Origin of the sequence: Immundisolibacter sp., assembly GCF_041625615.1 — a bacterium.
GTDB lineage: Bacteria > Pseudomonadota > Gammaproteobacteria > Immundisolibacterales > Immundisolibacteraceae > Immundisolibacter.
Genome location: NZ_JBFJTF010000222.1, coordinates 1 through 2132 on the forward strand (window position 1 = coordinate 1; position 2132 = coordinate 2132).

The 2132-nt window shown below is 69.8% G+C and carries 4 protein-coding genes; 3 read left to right on the forward strand and 1 reads right to left on the reverse strand.

Annotation, left to right across the window (positions count from 1 at the left end; genetic code table 11):
• Window positions 1-90 precede the first annotated feature (90 nt).
• Genes ABYX71_RS11685 through ispF form a run of 3 tightly spaced genes read left to right on the forward strand, consistent with a single transcriptional unit; the run spans window position 91 to window position 1565 of the window.
• Window positions 91-366 carry a septum formation initiator family protein gene (locus tag ABYX71_RS11685; protein ID WP_372696668.1) on the forward strand — a complete coding sequence of 92 codons (276 nt, stop codon included), beginning with the start codon at window positions 91-93 and terminating at the stop codon, window positions 364-366.
• Between the two features lie 23 nt (window positions 367-389).
• Window positions 390-1088, forward strand: a complete 699-nt coding sequence (gene ispD, locus ABYX71_RS11690; RefSeq protein WP_372696671.1) for a 2-C-methyl-D-erythritol 4-phosphate cytidylyltransferase — start codon at window positions 390-392, stop codon at window positions 1086-1088.
• Window positions 1089-1091: 3 nt separating this feature from the next.
• Complete coding sequence (ispF, locus tag ABYX71_RS11695; RefSeq protein WP_372696669.1) at window positions 1092-1565, forward strand: 2-C-methyl-D-erythritol 2,4-cyclodiphosphate synthase; 474 nt, start codon at window positions 1092-1094, stop codon at window positions 1563-1565.
• A gap of 16 nt (window positions 1566-1581) precedes the next feature.
• Here ispF and ABYX71_RS11700 read toward each other — a convergent pair.
• The coding region (locus tag ABYX71_RS11700; RefSeq protein ID WP_372696670.1) for a phosphomethylpyrimidine synthase ThiC at window positions 1582-2132 on the reverse strand (551 nt) is incomplete at its 5' end.

Here is a 2132-nt window from a genome sequence, read left to right on the forward strand (position 1 = left end):
AAGTACAACCGGCTGCTGCGTATCGAGCAGGAGCTCGGGGCCCAGGCGCGCTATCCGGGGGGCAGCGTGTTCGGCGGACTGGGCGGATAGATGCCGCTGCGCGTCGGCCTTCTGGCGCTGTTGCTGGCCCTGGCCGGCCTGCAGTACCGGTTGTTGCTGGCGCCGGGCAACCTGTTCGAGGTGCAGGCCCTCAAGGAGCGGGTGGGGCGTGAACAGGCCACGGTGGATCATCTGGCCGAACGCAACGGACAGCTGGCCGCGGAAGTGGAAGACCTTCGCACCGGCTTGGCGGCGGTCGAGGACCGGGCGCGCGCCGAACTGGGCATGATCAGGCCCGGTGAGACCTTCATTCGCGTCATCGAATAAGCACAGTGCCAAGCTCAGTGGCGATTGCCGATCACTGGGCGGTCGTGCCGGCAGCCGGTATCGGCAGCCGCATGGGCGCCGGACTGCCCAAGCAATATCTGCCGTTGGCCGGCCGCGCGGTATTGGCGCACAGCCTGCAACGGCTGTTGTCGCAGCCGCGTGTGGCCGGCGCGGTGCTGGCACTGGCGGCCGATGATCCATGGTGGCCGGCGCTCGATTTCCGCAGCGACAAGCCGCTGCTGACCGTCACCGGAGGCGCCAGTCGCGCCCGCTCGGTGCTGGCGGCGCTGGAGCGCCTGGCCGGGCAGCGGCCGTCCGATACTCCGGTGCTGGTGCACGATGCCGTGCGTCCCCTGCTGCATGGCGATGACGTGGCGCGGTTGTGCGAGGCGCCACTGGACGCCGACGGCTGTCTGCTTGCTACGCCGGTGACCGACACGGTCAAACGGATCGACGCCGAGGGCCGGGTGCTCGAGACGGTGCCGCGCGATGGCCTGTGGGCGGTGCAGACACCCCAGCGCTTCCGGCTCGGGCAGTTACGGCAGGCGCTGACGGATGCGTTGGCGGCCGGGGTGGAGCCGACCGATGAGGCACAGGCCATGGAACGGGCCGGTTATCGTCCACGCCTGGTACGCGGCCGGCGCGACAATCTGAAACTCACCGTGCCACAGGACGTGCCGTTGGCCGAGTGCCTGCTGGCGGCGCAGGAGCGGGAGGCTTAAGCGATGCGCATCGGCCACGGGTACGACCTGCATGCGCTGGCCGACGGCCGGCGACTGGTGCTGGGCGGAGTGGACATCCCGCACGGTCGCGGGCCAGTCGCGCACTCCGACGGCGACGTGCTGCTGCACGCGGTGGCGGACGCGCTGCTGGGCGCCGTCGCGCTGGGCGACATCGGCCAGCATTTTCCGGACACCGACCCCGCCTTTGCGGGTGCCGACAGTCGGGATCTGCTGAGGCAGGTGGCCGGGCGGGTGCGCGCCGCCGGTTATCAGGTGGCCAATGTCGACGCCACGGTGCTGGCACAGCGCCCGAAGCTGGCGCCGCACCGGGATGCCATGCGGGCCAACATCGCGGCCGATCTCGGGGTGTCGATCGAGCAGGTCAGCGTGAAGGCGACCACCACCGAGGGTCTGGGGGCGGTGGGGCGGCAGGAAGCCATCGCCGCCCACGCTGTGTGCCTGCTGCTGGCGCGCTGAGCGCGCGCCTCGCGGGTCAGAGCTTGCGGTAGACCTCGCGCCCGGCGTCGCGGAACTCGATCGCCTTCTCCTGCATGCCGGCGGTGAGCGCGTTCTCGGCGTCGGCCAGGCCCTTGCTCTGGGCGTACTCGCGCACGTCCTGCGTGATCTTCATCGAGCAGAAGTGCGGGCCGCACATGGAACAGAAGTGCGCCAGCTTGGCCGACTCCTTGGGCAGGGTCTCGTCATGGAACTCGCGTGCCTTGTCCGGGTCCAGGCTGAGGTTGAACTGGTCGTGCCAGCGGAACTCGAAGCGGGCCTTGGACAGCGCGTTATCGCGCAGCTGCGCGCCGGGATGGCCCTTGGCGAGATCGGCCGCGTGGGCGGCGATCTTGTAGGTGACGATGCCGTCGCGCACGTCGTGCTTGTTCGGCAGCCCGAGATGCTCCTTGGGCGTCACGTAGCACAGCATGGCGGTGCCGTACCAGCCGATCATCGCCGCGCCGATGGCGGACGTGATGTGGTCGTAGCCCGGCGCGATGTCGGTGGTCAGCGGCCCCAGGGTGTAGAACGGTGCCTCGCTGCAGT

Excerpts from the sequence above, each read along its gene's own strand:
- ispF (WP_372696669.1), top strand. The coding sequence starts at position 1,092 with ATGCGCATCGGCCACGGGTACGACCTGCATGCGCTGGCCGACGGCCGG.
- ABYX71_RS11685 (WP_372696668.1), top strand. The coding sequence starts at position 91 with ATGCCGCTGCGCGTCGGCCTTCTGGCGCTGTTGCTGGCCCTGGCCGGC.